A 13110-nucleotide genomic window follows, 5' to 3' on the forward strand; every position below is an offset into this window, starting at 1 on the left:
TATGTTAAACAGTATTTTACTGATTCTTTTTCTGATCGCGGTGAGTGCGTTCTTCTCACTGTCGGAAATCTCTCTGGCCGCCTCGCGCAAGATCAAACTGAAGCTGATGGCCGACGAAGGTAACGTCAACGCCGCCAGAGTGCTCAAGCTGCAAGAAACCCCAGGCATCTTCTTCACCGTGGTGCAGATCGGCCTGAACGCCGTGGCCATCCTCGGCGGTATCGTCGGCGACGCGGCTTTCTCTCCCACCTTCAAGGTGTTGTTCGATCGCTTCCTGTCGCCTGAACTGGCAGAACAGGTCAGCTTCATCTGCTCCTTCGTGCTGGTGACCAGCCTGTTTATCCTGTTCGCCGATTTGACCCCGAAGCGCATCGGTATGATTGCACCAGAGACGGTCGCCGTCCGGATCATCAACCCGATGCGTTTCTCCATCATGATCTTCCGCCCGCTGGTGTGGTTCTTCAACGGCATGGCCAACCTGATCTTCCGCATGTTCAAGCTGCCGATGGTGCGTAAGGACGATATCACCTCCGATGACATCTACGCGGTGGTGGAAGCCGGCGCCCTGGCGGGCGTGCTGCGCAAGCAGGAGCACGAGCTGATTGAAAACGTGTTCGAGCTGGAATCGCGCACCGTGCCGTCTTCGATGACCTCACGCGAAAGCGTGGTGTACTTCGATCTGCGCGAAAGCGAAGAGAGCATCAAGGAGAAGGTCTCGACCCATCCGCACTCCAAGTTCCTGGTGTGCGACGGCCATATCGATCAGGTGGTGGGTTACGTCGATTCCAAAGACCTGCTGAACCGCGTGCTGGGCAACCAGAGCCTGGTGCTGAGCAGCGGCGTGCAGATCCGCTCGGCGCTGATCGTGCCGGATACGCTGACGCTGTCCGAAGCGCTGGAAAGCTTCAAAACCGCCGGCGAAGACTTCGCGGTGATCCTCAATGAATATGCGTTGGTGGTGGGCATCATCACCCTTAACGACGTGATGACCACGCTGATGGGCGATCTGGTCGGCCAGGGCCAGGAAGAACAGATCGTGGCGCGCGACGAAAGCTCATGGTTGATTGAAGGCGGCACGCCGATCGACGACGTGATGCGCGTGCTGGACATCGACGAATTCCCGCAGGCGGGCAACTACGAGACCATCGGCGGCTTTATGATGTATATGCTGCGCAAGATCCCGAAACGCACCGACTTCGTCAAATACGCCGGCTACAAGTTCGAGGTGGTGGATATCGACAGCTACAAGATAGACCAGCTGCTGGTCACCCGGCTGAGCGACAAACCGGCGGCGGTGCTGCCGAAAGCGCCAGACGACACCCCGGCGGCCTGACGGCGCGAAGGACAGAAACATCAGCGGCCCCATCGGGGCCGCATTTTTTTACCGCTGTCAGCGAGGTGTTCACCCCATCTCGGTCTGCAACAGCAGCACCTGACGGTTCACTTCAGACATCACGCTGAAATGGCGCTTGTCGCGAATCTTCGGCGGCAGGATTTTCCCTTCGTCGAATTCAAATGCGCCTACGTCCTTGATATACAGCCTTCCACGAAACAGGGTCTTAACGTACTTTGCCACTTTCAAAGGGTTATAACGCTGGAAGATTCTCATTCTTTTACGCTCCTCCCGTTGATCCATGCGCTCAGCGAGCCGCCAAAGGTGGCAGCCTCGAAATTCAGAACGCAACTTGATTGCATGTAGTAGACCCAGTAAAGACCAGAACGTTCACTTCTGCCTGGTTATCTACGCTGGATTTACACTTTTTGACAGAATTGTATATGATAATTTATAACGTTTTCAGGATATCCCTTCAAAATCTGATGATTAGCGAACCAAGGGAAAATCTGCGATCCGGTTAACAGGACAGACCTCTTATCACATCCTATGCTTTAGGCTGTCGAAGTGCTGTCGCACAAATTCCCCCCATTACAAGGAGAAAGCATGAAAACAAGTCGCATGCTGATGGTATCCCTGCTGCTCGCCCCGCTTTTCGCTTCCGCGCACAACTTCCAGCTCCAGCAGCGCGTAGCGCCGGTTGGCGTCAGCGACAAAGGAGAGCTCAACTACGCTGACGGTAATTTTAGCTACCAAAACTGGAACAGCGCGCAGCTCAGTGGAAAAGTGCGAGTGATACAACATATTGCCGGCCGCAGCTCCGCCAAAGACATGAACGACCCACTGATTGAAGCGATCAAGAAAGCGAAGCTACCACACGATCGTTACCAAACGACGACAATCGTCAACACCGACGATGCCCTGATGGGCACCGCGATGTTCGTGCGCAGCAGCATTGAAGACAGCAAGAAGGAGTTCCCGTGGTCGCAGTTTATCGTCGACAGCGACGGTAACGTGCGCAAGGCCTGGGATTTGCAGCCGAAAGGCTCAGCCATCGTGGTGCTGGATAAGCAAGGGCGCATTCAGTTTGCTAAAGACGGCGCGCTGACGCCGGAAGAGGTGCAGCAGGTGATATCCAAACTGCACCAGCTGTTGGCGAACTAACTCAGAACAGCGACACCCGGAAGCCGGGGTTGAGGAAAGATTCACGCGGGGTATAGAGCAACGGCTTGCCCTGCCAATCGTGAATTTGCGCCCCGGCAGCCACCGCCACCGCATGCCCTGCGGCGGTATCCCAAATGTTGGTCGGCCCAAAGCGCGGATAAAGCTGCGCCTTGCCTTCCGCCACCAGGCAAAACTTCAGCGAGGAACCGACGGACACGGTCTGGTGCTCGCCCAGTTGCTGAAGGTAATCTTTCAGCTCGTCGTCGATATGCGAGCGGCTCACCACCACCAGCGGCGGATGCGCGTTGCTGACGCCGATCGCCTGCCGCACGCCCTTCTCTTCTTTCCAGGCCTTGCCGCGCTCCGCCAGATACAACACGTCGATCGCCGGGGCATACACCACGCCCATCACCGCCTGCCCGTCTTCAATCAGGGCGATATTGACCGTGAACTCGCCGTTGCGGTGCAAAAACTCTTTGGTGCCGTCCAACGGATCGACCAACCAGTAGCGCGTCCAGTTGCGGCGCTCTTCCCACGCCGGCGGATCCTCTTCAGACAGCAGCGGCACCTCCGGCGTCAGGGCCGCCAGGCCGCGCTTGATGATGTGATGCGCCGCCAGATCGGCCGCCGTCACCGGTGAGTCATCTTTTTTCTGTGCGACATCAAGCGGTTGTTCACCGTCGTACACCGCCATGATCGCCGCCCCCGCCTCGCGGGACAGTTGGCAAATTCGCTCTAACATCATGCACCTCAACTCTGCATCTCCATGGGAAATTTCCCTCTGTCTCTGCTAGCAGACTAGTTTTTTTTACGCCGAATATCCATCTCAACCGGCTAAGCCACGGGAAATCCTCAGATCTTGTTGGGCACAACTGTGAACTTCCCCGCGTTACCTGCTCCCGTTTTCTGCCACACTTCACAGTTTACTGTGGCAAGCAGTGTTAATTACATTTCCCTCTGCGATAACACTCGAATAATGGAATGGAGAGAACCCCAAATGATGAAGCATCCACTGACGCTGTCCGCGCTTGCGCTGCTGGTGTGCGCCTCGGCGCAGGCGGCGACCGTCGATCTGCGCGTGCTGGAAACCACCGATCTGCACAGCAACATGATGGACTTCGATTACTACAAGGACACGCCGACCGACAAATTCGGCCTGGTGCGCACCGCCAGCCTGATCCAACAGGCGCGCCAGCAGGCTGCCAACGCGGTGTTGGTGGACAACGGCGACATCATTCAGGGCAGCCCGCTCGGCGACTACATGGCGGCCAAGGGGCTGAAACCGGGTGACGTGCACCCGGTCTATAAGGCGATGAACACGCTGGACTACGTCGTCGGCAACATCGGCAACCATGAGTTCAACTACGGGCTGGACTATCTGAAGAACGCCATCGCCGGCGCCAAATTCCCGTATATCAACGCCAACGTCATCGACGCCAAAACGCAAAAACCGCTGTTCACGCCGTACATCATCGTCGATACGCCGGTGAAAGACCGTGACGGCAAGGCGCATACGCTGCGCATCGGCTATATCGGCTTCGTGCCGCCGCAGATCCTGGTGTGGGACAAAGCCAACCTGCAGGGCAAAGTGACGGTGGACGACATCACCGCCACCGCCAAGCGCTACGTGCCGCAAATGCGTAAACAGGGCGCCGATCTGGTGGTGGCGATCCCGCATTCCGGGCTGTCCAGCGAGCCTTACAAGGCAATGGCGGAGAACTCAGTCTACTACCTCAGCCAGGTGCCGGGCATCGACGCCATCATGTTCGGTCACGCCCATGCGGTGTTCCCGAGCAAAGACTTCGCCAACATCAAAGGCGCGGATATCGACAAAGGCCTGCTGAACGGCGTACCGGCGGTGATGCCGGGCCAATGGGGCGATCATCTCGGCGTGGTCGATCTGCAGCTCAACAACGATAACGGCAGTTGGAAAGTGACCGCCGCCAAAGCGGAAGCACGGCCGATCTACGATAAAGAGAACAAGACATCGCTGGCGGCGGAAGATGCCGCGCTGGTGAAGGTGTTGGCGGACGATCACAAAGGCACGCGCGAGTTCGTCAGCCAGCCGATCGGTAAATCCGACGGCAACATGTACAGCTACCTGGCGCTGGTGCAGGACGATCCGACGGTGCAGATCGTCAACAATGCGCAGAAGGCCTACGTCGAACATTACATCCAGGGCGATCCGGACCTGGCCGATCTGCCGGTGCTGTCGGCGGCGGCGCCGTTCAAGGTCGGCGGCCGCAAGAACGATCCCGCCAGCTTCGTCGAAGTGGAAAAAGGCCAGCTCACCTTCCGCAACGCCGCCGATCTCTATCTCTACCCCAATACGCTGGTGGTGGTGAAGGCCAGCGGCAAAGAGGTGAAAGAGTGGCTGGAGTGCTCCGCCGGCCAGTTCAACCAGATCGACGTCAACAGCGCCAAGCCGCAGGGCTTGATCAACTGGGACGGCTTCCGCACCTATAACTTCGACGTGATCGACGGCGTCAACTACCAGATCGACGTCAGCCAGCCGGCGCGTTACGACGGCGAATGCCAGCTGATCAACGAGAAGGCGGAGCGTATCAAACAGCTGACCTTTAACGGCAAGCCTATCGATCCGAACGCCACCTTCCTGGTTGCCACCAACAACTATCGCGCCTACGGCGGCAAGTTTGCCGGCACCGGCGACAAACATATCGCCTTCGCTTCGCCGGATGAAAACCGCTCGGTGCTGGCGACCTACATCAGCGCCGAAACCCAGCGGCATGGCGCGGTGCGCCCGCAGGCGGACAACAATTGGCGTTTGGCTAACTTCAGCAGCAAGCAGCCGCTGGATATTCGCTTCGAGACCTCGCCTTCGGACAAAGCGACGGCGTTTATCAAAGAGCACGCCCAATACCCGATGACCACCGAAGGCAATGACCGTATCGGTTTCGCGGTCTATCGCATCGATTTAAGCGCGAAATAATCACCAGGCCGGGGCACTCCCCCGGCCATCACCTCTATTTTCCCGCTGGCGCGCCCTTTAAATTGCATTTAAAATGCATGTTATAAAATCCCTTCGTTTAAAGAGGCACTACCATGGATTACCGCAATCAATCCCTTGGCGCGCTCGCTATCGCCATTCCCCGGGCATCCCGCCTGTTTCGCCAGCATCAGCTGGATTTCTGCTGCGGAGGCCGGCAATCGCTGGCACGCGCCGCCGAGCGCAAAGGGCTGGATATCGACACACTGGAAAACGAACTGGCCGCCCTGGCCGCCACACCGGAGCAGAGTCGGGACTGGCGCACGGCGCCGCTCGGTGAAGTAATTGATTACATTCTGCCGCGCTTTCATCAGCGGCACCGCGAGCAGCTGGCCGAACTGGTGCTGATGGCGGAAAAAGTCGAACGTGTGCACGGTGACAAACCCACCTGCCCGCGCGGACTGGCGAAGCAGCTGAACCTGATCCGCCTGGATCTGGAGAATCACATGATGAAAGAGGAACAGATCCTGTTCCCGCTGATCAAACAAGGCATGGGGCCGCAGGCCGCCGGACCGATCTCAGTGATGGAACATGAGCATGACGAGGCGGGTGAACAACTGGAGGTGGTGAAGTTCCTCACCGATAACGTGACGCCACCGGAGGGCGCCTGCACCACCTGGCGGGCGCTGTACAACGGCCTCGACGAGTTCATCGGCGATCTGATGGAGCACATCAGCCTGGAAAACAATCTGCTGTTCCCGCGCGCGCTGAGCGGCGCATAAAACAAGGGCGCCATAAAGGCGCCCAGAGCAATCTTCGGTAGGATTACAGGATTTCCAGCAGCTCGACGTCGAACACCAGCGCGCTGAACGGCGGGATGGACGCGCCTGCGCCACGTTCGCCGTAGGCCAGGTTGTGCGGGATATACAGCTGCCATTTGGAACCGACCGGCATCAGGGTCAGCGCTTCAATCCAGCCTGGGATCACGCCGCTGACCGGGAATTCTGCCGGCTGGCCACGCTCGACCGAGCTGTCGAACACGTCGCCGTTGATCAGACGACCGGTGTAGTGCACACGCACGCGATCCTGACGGGACGGGATTGGGCCGTTGCCCTGCTCCAGTACGGAGAACTGCAGGCCAGACTCGGTCAGCGTCACGTCGTCGCGCTTGGCGTTGTCGTCCAGGAATTTCTGGCCTTCAACAGCCATCGCCTGCTGGCGCTCACGGCGCACCGCATCCGCACGCTCGTGGATTTCACGCAGCGCACGGTGCACCACGTCTACCGGAACCGCCGGGGCATTCCCTTCCAGCGCGTCGCGCAGACCCGCCAGCAAAGCTTCCGGTTGCAAACCTTCCAGCCCGGACTCTTGCAGCTGCTGGCCGACCTGTAAACCAATCCCGTAACTTGCTTGCGCTTCAACGCTGTCAAAAGAAGGGGTTGTCATGGGGTTTTCCTTAAGTCTGTAAAAAGTCGAAAGCGCAGCATAACAGCGCGTCAATGCCGGGTAAAATCTTGTGTGGAGAATGATGACTTTTGTCGTAGAAAAAGAAACAATAACCTTCTGTTAACGCCCGCAGCCGCAAACGCCGGCCCTGCCGCTCAGCCGCCTTTCACTTCAATCAGTTAGCGGACTATACTGAAAGCAGGATATCGGGCAGGCAACGCGCTTGCCGCGCCGCGCTCATTATTACGCCGTCGAAGAGAGGTCACCATGGGCAGAATCGCGCCCAGGAGAAGGAAAACCACCCGCATCTACCAGCCGCTGCTGCGCACCTGGCTGAACGTCAGCCAGCGCCTGAAACCGGGCGCCGCACCCACGTCTGAAGGCGCGGAACCGCCATCGGAGCCACCGTCGGCCAACGATAAAATGCAGCAGCTCAAAGCGCTGCTGGCCAAAGTCTGGCATCTGCCGGACCGTTTCCATTGGATGGAGCCGCTGCCCTACTTTCACCGCCGCTGGGTGCTGATCTTTGGCATCATTCTGCTGTTGGCGTTGCTGTGGCCCTATTCGCCCGAAAGACAGCCGTTCCCGGTCTCCCACCAAGAAACCAGCGTGCCACTGCAGGCCGATCTGCAAAACGACGGCGGTACCACTTCAGCCAACGAACCGACGCCGGCAGGCAACTGGCAGCGTTACCAAATCCAGCCAGGCCAGACCCTGGCCCAGCTGTTTCGCGATAACAATCTGCCGGTAAATGAAGTGTTTGCCATGGCGCAGGTGGAAGGCGGCGACAAGCCGCTGAGCAACATGAAAGCCGGCCAGGAAGTGCGTATCGAACGCGACGCTAACGGCGTGATTAACGCGCTGTCAGTCACCACCGTGGACAACAGCCAGGCGCTGTTCCGCCGCCAGGCCGACGGCAGCTACCGCCGGGAACGCTAATCCCTACAGCTGCGCCAGCAAAAACTCGCGCAGCACCACGCCCTGGTTGTGCTCGGTGTCCTTGCTGCCATACAGCAGCGTCAGCGTTTTCCCCTGCCGTAAGAGCGCCACCAGCGGCTGCCAGGCGTCGTTGGTAGCCAGCTGTTGGCGGTAACGCTCTTCGAAGACTGTCCACTGGTCGGTATGCTGATGGAACCACTTGCGCAGTTCGTCATCCGGCGCCACCTGTTTCAGCCACTGCACGCCCGTCAGCCGCTCCTTGCTGATACCGCGCGGCCATAGCCGGTCTATCAGATAACAGTGTTCCGGCGCCGGCGCGCTGAAGTCATAAACCCGCTGCAGCATAATCTTTGCCATCGCTCGCTCTCCTTTTTATCCCGTCTTCAAGCGTAGCGCGTTTTGCCGGGCGCAGAAAAGCAAAACGCCAGCGCGAGGCTGGCGTTTTAACCGGGTTAACAGCAGCGTAAATTACGCTTCTGCAACCACAACTACATTCAGCTGTGCGAACACGTCACTGTGTACCTGGAAGTGCACTTCGTGCTCACCAGTGGTACGCAGAACGCCGTTCGGCAGACGAACTTCGCTCTTGGCAACTTCAACGCCTGCCGCAGTCACTGCGTCAGCGATGTCGCGGGTGCCGATAGAGCCGAACAGTTTACCTTCGTCGCCAGATTTGGAAGCGATGGTCACTGAACCCAGTTCGTTGATCTTGGTTGCGCGAGCTTCAGCAGCAGCCAGAACGTCAGCCAGTTTGGCTTCCAGTTCAGCACGGCGTGCTTCGAAGAACTCAACGTTTTTCTTGGTAGCAGGAACAGCTTTGCCCTGTGGTACCAGGAAGTTACGAGCGTAGCCCGCTTTAACGTTAACTTGATCACCCAGGCTGCCCAGGTTTGCTACTTTATCAAGCAGAATAACTTGCATTACCTTATCCTCTCAAAGTCGTTAATGGACAGTGGCCGATTACTGATGACGATCAGTGTACGGCAACAAAGACAGGTAGCGCGCGCGCTTGATAGCACGGGCCAGCTGGCGCTGATATTTTGCACGAGTACCGGTGATACGGCTCGGTACAATTTTACCACTTTCGGTGATGTAGTTTTTCAGCGTAGCGATGTCTTTATAGTCAATCTCTTGAACGCCTTCCGCGGTGAAACGGCAGAACTTGCGACGACGGAAATAACGTGCCATTTGGCTAGTCTCCAGAATCTATCAATTCAATCTGCTCGGCATGCAGAACCAATTTGCTCAGCCCGTTGCGCCCTTGATGGCAGCTTACAAAGCCTTGCACGGTAATCTGACTGCCGACCGTTAATCTTTGAGTTAGTGCTTGTGACTGTTGTCCGCTGACAACCACGGGCATTCGGCACCATGCTTGTCTGCTGAATCCGGCTTCCATCTGCTGCGAACGGTGCTCTAGCACAAATTGGCAGTGCGGTATCCCGGAAGGACTCACTTTTCGAACCGGCGCCTTGCACACAGTGCCCGACAAGACCAGACGATTAGCCGTCACGACGGCAATTACTCTTCAGAATCCCCAGCATCTGCATCATCTGCGGTTTCGTTAGCGAAGTCTTCGCGGCGATCGCCACGACGTTCGTCTTTCGCTTTAACCATCGGAGATGCTTCAGTTACCGCGTGCTTAACGCGCATAACCATGCTGCGGATAACGGCGTCGTTGAAGCGGAAGTTAGTTTCCAGCTCATCGATCGCTTCCTGCGGCGCTTCAACGTTCAGCAGAACGTAGTGAGCTTTGTGCAGTTTGTTGATCGGATAAGCCAGCTGACGGCGGCCCCAGTCTTCCAGACGGTGAATCTGACCTTGCGCGTTAGTGATGGTAGCACTGTAACGCTCGATCATGCCCGGAACCTGTTCGCTTTGGTCAGGATGGACCATAAAAACGATTTCGTAATGACGCATCGAATTGCTCCTTACGGATTATTCAGCCTCCTGTCAGGGTCAACCGCGGCCCATGGAAGCAAGGAACGTGTTTAGTGTGCGGCTGAAAAATGACGCGTAATCATACTGACGCAGGGCGGGAAACTCAAGGACTGCGTGGGTTTTATTCGCGTTAATTCGAGGCGCTATGGGAAATAGCACGATTTGCTCGTGGGTGAACCTATGTACGCCGATCCATGGGTTTCAAAAATCTTTCAATGAAATCAGCGCTGAGTCACAAATCTATTTCATTTTTTTTGAAAGAGGTCATCAAAACACCCCACTTTTTAATCCGCAGTAACGGACTAAAATTAACCATATCCGCCGCAGACAGCGCGACGAAAAAGATTTCAGGTTATTCAATGCAGATAAATGACTTTTTGCCGCAGCGACACTCGCTGTCAGGCCGTAACGGCAAAGGGTTAAGAGAGGCACTATGAAACGCATTATTCTCGCGACGGCGCTGGCCGCCCTGTTCTCCGCCAACGTGATGGCCGCGACGGAGATTAGCTCGCACCAGGCCGATCAACGCCAGAGCGTTGGCTTCGTCACCCTGAACCAGAACGTGGTTTCGCCGGATGACGCCAGCAGTCAGGTCAGTAAAATCGCCGATCAACGCGGCGCGACCTCTTATCGCATCATCGCCCTGCACGAACCGGGCGACAACAGCACGATGCACGTCAGCGCCGAGCTGTACCGCTAAAAAGACGCGCCACGCCAGGGAAATCCCCAGGGCTTCATCAGAAAGCCCGCTCAATCCTCGCCGGAGCGCCGCTTGTCGGGCGCTCCACTTTCTCACCTGTCACAGCTTGAGCAACGCCGGCGCGCTGAACGCTTTGCCCGGATTGTGCAATTGCAGCGCCATCCGCAGATAGTTTGTCCGCGTTTGCAGCAGCTCGGCGCTTTGCGTCAGCGTCACCCGCTGCTCGAAGGAGAGCGTACCGGCCGCCGCGGTGTGAGTGGCCACCGCTTTCGGCGCGAAGGCAAACAGCGCCGTCATGTTTTGCACCGTCTGCGCGGTGATGCGCGACAGCGGATCCGCCTTGTTTTGCCGCACCTTGCCGTCGGCTGCCCCCAACATCTCGCTGAAGGCCGCTGAGTTAAGATCGGCGCGCACTTTCATCGTTCCCACCAGCCCGCGCGCTGTCTCGGCCGTATTGCTGATACCCTTTATCATGCTCTCCGCTCCTTGCTGCCCTGAAAGAATTCACGCTGACATTCTCCTCCTCCATGCGTCAAACAATGACCGAAACAGCCCGCAGAGAGCGGCGCAATTCCACGCATCGCGCCCGGATGCGTATTACAGCTCGCGGAGGAAGAAATCGGTGGTAGCGGACAGCGCCAGCGGCGTGATGCGGTGCTTCACGCCCGGCTCGACGAGCGACGTCAAGCGGCCATCTGCGCCTTGCTGCCGCAGTTCAGCCGCCAAACGCAGGCTGTCCGCCGCCGGCACCACGTCGTCCGTCTCGCCGTGCCACAGCAGCAGCGGCCGCCCGGCGATCGTCTCCAAACGGCCTTCCAGCTCATACTCCGCCAACACAGCGGTGCGCGCCGCAAACGCCGCCGGCGAGAGTGCCTCGCCCTCTTCGCCCAACGGCGGATACAGCGTTTGCGCCAGCGCACGGTAATAGCCTGAGCCCATCAGGCTGGCGGCCGCGCGGATCCACGGAAAGCGCGCGAAGGCGCCCAGCGCGGTCATGCCGCCCATTGAGGCGCCGGCGACGCCAATGCGGCCGTCGACGATCAGGCCAAGCCGCTCGAAATGCGCCTTGATCTGCGGCAGTTCGTCGATATTGCTGCGCAGGATCTCCCAGAATGACGCCAGGCGCTGCGCCTCATCGCCGTCGAATCGCTCGCCGTGCCGATCGGCATCCGGCAACACCGCCCGAAAACCGGCACGCGCCAGCGCATAGGCGAAGTAGGCGTACACCTCTTTCGACGAGGTATAACCATGGCAGAAGAACACCGTCGGCAGCGGCCGATGATACTGCCCCGCCGGCACCGCATGGATCACCGCGATATCGCCCACTCGCTCGTCATGAATTTCGATCATCCGTTCATCCTCACTCCACCTGTTGGCCTTAATCATGACAAACTTGCGCGAAGCAGCGTTAGCTCAATCTGTTACAGCTTATATTGCGTTACACTGAAGCCATCGCACCGGCTCTTTCGAGGTCACCATGACGCTAGTCCGCACACTCATCGCCCTGACGCTGGCCGCACAGCTTTCCGCCTGCGGCATCATGACCACCACGCCGAAACCGCCACCGCCCCCCACCGCACAGGCGCAGGAGATCGTCCGCGCGCAGACCGCCGCACTGGCGAAAATGGGCACCATCACCGCCGTGGTGCGCGGCAGTCCGATGGACGTGGAAGCGGAGATCCAACGCAAGGCCACCGCCGCCGGCGCCCGTTATTACGTGATCATCATGAACAGCGAAACCGTCGTGCCGGGCCAATGGTATTCCCAGGCGATCCTGTATCGTTAAGGCGGGGATTTTTTAAGCAGATTTACACTGGCTTTGCACTGGCTGAAGAAGGGTGTTGCACACTGAGGGACAGCATGCCGCATGTTGCGGGTGTCGATTCAGGATCTGACGAAGGGGAACGCCATGAAACGCTCCACCGCACTCACCTCCCTCTTGCTTTCCATGGGATTGCTCAGCACCGGCGCACAGTCCGCCGAGCTGGCGCCCGCCGATCGCGTGACGCCGCTCAGTGAAATCGCCGAGATCACTTTCAACGATCTGCCCGGTTCGCCGCAGGAAGCGGAACTGGCCATTGCCCGCACCGCCGACCAACACGGCGCCAGCTATTACCGCATCCTGCGGATGGAAGAACAGGCGCACCCGCTTGGCTGGCGCGCCTCCGCCATCTTATACCTTTAATAGCTCATGCAAGCCGCATTCAACACGCCGCCGCTAACGGAGACGCCCCCCAGGAAAATCCCGGCGGCCAGGTGATTCGCTTCGATCTTTTCGCTGATGCGCGGCATGTAGATCTTCACGGCGGCGAACAGCAGCAGTTGCACCACCAGCGCCACCACGCCCCACAGCAGGTAATCCAGCAGGCTGATCGAGTTGATCGCCGCGCTGGCCAGCGGGATCACATACCCCAGGCAGGCGCCGATGAAAGCAAAGGCGGCGGATTGATTATCGGCCTTGATCAGCGCCCATTCATCGTGCGGGGTGATACGGGTATAGACGAACAGAAACACCAAAATCATGGCGAAGCCGCTGAAGAAGTAAGAGGCAAACGCCGCCAACGCGCTGAGAATATCCATGTGCATTTTCCTGTCAGAGTGAGGCTGAATTAAAAAGGTTTTCGCCGCCGGGCGCCACCCTTT

At 58.2% G+C, this 13110-nt stretch carries 19 protein-coding genes; 8 read left to right on the forward strand and 11 right to left on the reverse strand.

The features are described 5' to 3' along the window. Position 1 precedes the first annotated feature (1 nt). Positions 2-1333, forward strand: a complete 1332-nt coding sequence (locus ACJ8J4_RS16470; RefSeq protein WP_004933603.1) for a hemolysin family protein — start codon at positions 2-4, stop codon at positions 1331-1333. A 69-nt stretch (positions 1334-1402) separates the two neighbouring features. Here the strand turns inward: ACJ8J4_RS16470 and ACJ8J4_RS16475 are convergent, their stop codons facing one another. Further along, a complete protein-coding gene (locus tag ACJ8J4_RS16475) occupies positions 1403-1609 on the reverse strand; it encodes a DUF1107 domain-containing protein (RefSeq protein WP_004933604.1) in 207 nt (68 codons plus the stop codon). Between the two features lie 330 nt (positions 1610-1939). On the opposite strand from ACJ8J4_RS16475, the gene ACJ8J4_RS16480 reads away from it, so the two are divergent. Continuing rightward, complete coding sequence (locus ACJ8J4_RS16480; protein ID WP_025305036.1) at positions 1940-2497, forward strand: YtfJ family protein; 558 nt, start codon at positions 1940-1942, stop codon at positions 2495-2497. Position 2498: 1 nt separating this feature from the next. Here the strand turns inward: ACJ8J4_RS16480 and cysQ are convergent, their stop codons facing one another. Beyond that, entirely contained in the window at positions 2499-3239 is a 741-nt protein-coding gene (gene cysQ / locus ACJ8J4_RS16485; RefSeq protein WP_033644177.1) for a 3'(2'),5'-bisphosphate nucleotidase CysQ, read from the reverse strand. Positions 3240-3494: 255 nt separating this feature from the next. On the opposite strand from cysQ, the gene ACJ8J4_RS16490 reads away from it, so the two are divergent. Both ACJ8J4_RS16490 and ytfE read left to right on the forward strand, forming a co-directional pair. Further along, positions 3495-5447 carry a bifunctional 2',3'-cyclic-nucleotide 2'-phosphodiesterase/3'-nucleotidase gene (locus ACJ8J4_RS16490; RefSeq protein WP_164063739.1) on the forward strand — a complete coding sequence of 651 codons (1953 nt, stop codon included), beginning with the start codon at positions 3495-3497 and terminating at the stop codon, positions 5445-5447. Between the two features lie 113 nt (positions 5448-5560). Then, complete coding sequence (gene ytfE, locus ACJ8J4_RS16495; protein WP_025305034.1) at positions 5561-6226, forward strand: iron-sulfur cluster repair protein YtfE; 666 nt, start codon at positions 5561-5563, stop codon at positions 6224-6226. Between the two features lie 43 nt (positions 6227-6269). On the opposite strand, the gene fklB is transcribed toward ytfE, so the two are convergent. Continuing rightward, positions 6270-6890, reverse strand: a complete 621-nt coding sequence (gene fklB / locus ACJ8J4_RS16500; RefSeq protein ID WP_004933618.1) for an FKBP-type peptidyl-prolyl cis-trans isomerase — start codon at positions 6888-6890, stop codon at positions 6270-6272. 267 nt (positions 6891-7157) lie between these two features. Here fklB and ACJ8J4_RS16505 point away from each other — a divergent pair, with 267 nt between their 5' ends. Continuing rightward, positions 7158-7829, forward strand: a complete 672-nt coding sequence (locus tag ACJ8J4_RS16505; protein ID WP_049208601.1) for an OapA family protein — start codon at positions 7158-7160, stop codon at positions 7827-7829. A 3-nt stretch (positions 7830-7832) separates the two neighbouring features. Here the strand turns inward: ACJ8J4_RS16505 and ACJ8J4_RS16510 are convergent, their stop codons facing one another. From ACJ8J4_RS16510 to rpsF, 5 genes are all read right to left on the reverse strand, one after another. Next, the gene (locus ACJ8J4_RS16510; protein ID WP_025305032.1) at positions 7833-8186 is read right to left on the reverse strand and encodes a DUF488 domain-containing protein; all 354 of its coding nucleotides are present in this window, start codon (positions 8184-8186) and stop codon (positions 7833-7835) included. 111 nt (positions 8187-8297) lie between these two features. Further along, the gene (rplI, locus tag ACJ8J4_RS16515) at positions 8298-8750 is read right to left on the reverse strand and encodes a 50S ribosomal protein L9 (RefSeq protein WP_004933629.1); all 453 of its coding nucleotides are present in this window, start codon (positions 8748-8750) and stop codon (positions 8298-8300) included. A gap of 39 nt (positions 8751-8789) precedes the next feature. Continuing rightward, on the reverse strand, positions 8790-9017 hold the full coding sequence (rpsR, locus tag ACJ8J4_RS16520) for a 30S ribosomal protein S18 (RefSeq protein WP_000135199.1): 228 nt from the start codon (positions 9015-9017) through the stop codon (positions 8790-8792). Between the two features lie 4 nt (positions 9018-9021). After that, positions 9022-9339 (reverse strand): primosomal replication protein N, encoded by a 318-nt coding sequence (gene priB, locus ACJ8J4_RS16525; RefSeq protein WP_049233092.1) that lies wholly within the window; start codon positions 9337-9339, stop codon positions 9022-9024. A gap of 8 nt (positions 9340-9347) precedes the next feature. Beyond that, positions 9348-9746: a 30S ribosomal protein S6 gene (rpsF, locus tag ACJ8J4_RS16530; protein ID WP_004933634.1), complete on the reverse strand. Its 399-nt coding sequence runs from the start codon at positions 9744-9746 to the stop codon at positions 9348-9350. A gap of 454 nt (positions 9747-10200) precedes the next feature. Here rpsF and ACJ8J4_RS16535 point away from each other — a divergent pair, with 454 nt between their 5' ends. Further along, complete coding sequence (locus ACJ8J4_RS16535; RefSeq protein ID WP_043139300.1) at positions 10201-10467, forward strand: DUF1471 domain-containing protein; 267 nt, start codon at positions 10201-10203, stop codon at positions 10465-10467. 99 nt (positions 10468-10566) lie between these two features. Here ACJ8J4_RS16535 and ACJ8J4_RS16540 read toward each other — a convergent pair whose 3' ends face one another. Together ACJ8J4_RS16540 and yjfP are read right to left on the reverse strand one after the other, a co-directional pair. Continuing rightward, complete coding sequence (locus ACJ8J4_RS16540; protein ID WP_197836442.1) at positions 10567-10941, reverse strand: hypothetical protein; 375 nt, start codon at positions 10939-10941, stop codon at positions 10567-10569. A 123-nt stretch (positions 10942-11064) separates the two neighbouring features. Further along, positions 11065-11817 (reverse strand): esterase, encoded by a 753-nt coding sequence (gene yjfP / locus ACJ8J4_RS16545; RefSeq protein WP_025305029.1) that lies wholly within the window; start codon positions 11815-11817, stop codon positions 11065-11067. A 127-nt stretch (positions 11818-11944) separates the two neighbouring features. Here yjfP and bsmA point away from each other — a divergent pair, with 127 nt between their 5' ends. Together bsmA and ACJ8J4_RS16555 are read left to right on the forward strand one after the other, a co-directional pair. After that, positions 11945-12253: a biofilm peroxide resistance protein BsmA gene (bsmA, locus tag ACJ8J4_RS16550; protein WP_025305028.1), complete on the forward strand. Its 309-nt coding sequence runs from the start codon at positions 11945-11947 to the stop codon at positions 12251-12253. A gap of 123 nt (positions 12254-12376) precedes the next feature. Next, on the forward strand, positions 12377-12652 hold the full coding sequence (locus ACJ8J4_RS16555) for a DUF1471 domain-containing protein (RefSeq protein WP_025305027.1): 276 nt from the start codon (positions 12377-12379) through the stop codon (positions 12650-12652). On the opposite strand, the gene ACJ8J4_RS16560 is transcribed toward ACJ8J4_RS16555, so the two are convergent. Further along, on the reverse strand, positions 12649-13047 hold the full coding sequence (locus ACJ8J4_RS16560; RefSeq protein ID WP_016929354.1) for a DUF350 domain-containing protein: 399 nt from the start codon (positions 13045-13047) through the stop codon (positions 12649-12651). The genes ACJ8J4_RS16555 and ACJ8J4_RS16560 overlap by 4 nt on opposite strands. Positions 13048-13110: the final 63 nt, after the last annotated feature.

Origin of the sequence: Serratia sp. CY47280, assembly GCF_052168655.1 — a bacterium.
GTDB classification, from domain to species: Bacteria; Pseudomonadota; Gammaproteobacteria; order Enterobacterales; family Enterobacteriaceae; genus Serratia; species Serratia bockelmannii.